This is a genomic window from Streptomyces zaehneri (assembly GCF_032248645.1).
GTDB classification, from domain to species: Bacteria; Actinomycetota; Actinomycetes; order Streptomycetales; family Streptomycetaceae; genus Streptomyces; species Streptomyces coriariae.
Genome location: NZ_JASTTJ010000092.1, coordinates 1 through 255 on the forward strand (window position 1 = coordinate 1; position 255 = coordinate 255).

Consider the following 255-nt stretch of genomic DNA (forward strand, 5'->3'; position numbering starts at 1 on the left):
CTTCGTTCTTCTTGCCGTTGACGGAGTCGGTGAGCATGACGAGGCAGAACGGGCAGGCGGTGGAGACGATGTCGGGGTTGAGGGAGAGGGCTTCGTCGACGCGCTCGTTGTTGATGCGTTTGCCGATTCGCTCCTCCATCCACATGCGTGCGCCGCCGGCGCCGCAGCAGAAGCCGCGTTCCTTGTGGCGGTGCATCTCCTCGTTGCGCAGGCCCGGCACGCTGGCGATGATCTCGCGCGGGGGCGTGTAGATCT

At 65.1% G+C, this 255-nt stretch carries 1 protein-coding gene; it reads right to left on the reverse strand.

Annotated features, from left to right (window positions below; translation table 11 throughout):
- Window positions 1-255: heterodisulfide reductase-related iron-sulfur binding cluster (locus QQM72_RS40780; RefSeq protein ID WP_314225847.1), on the reverse strand; the 255-nt coding region annotated here is incomplete at both ends.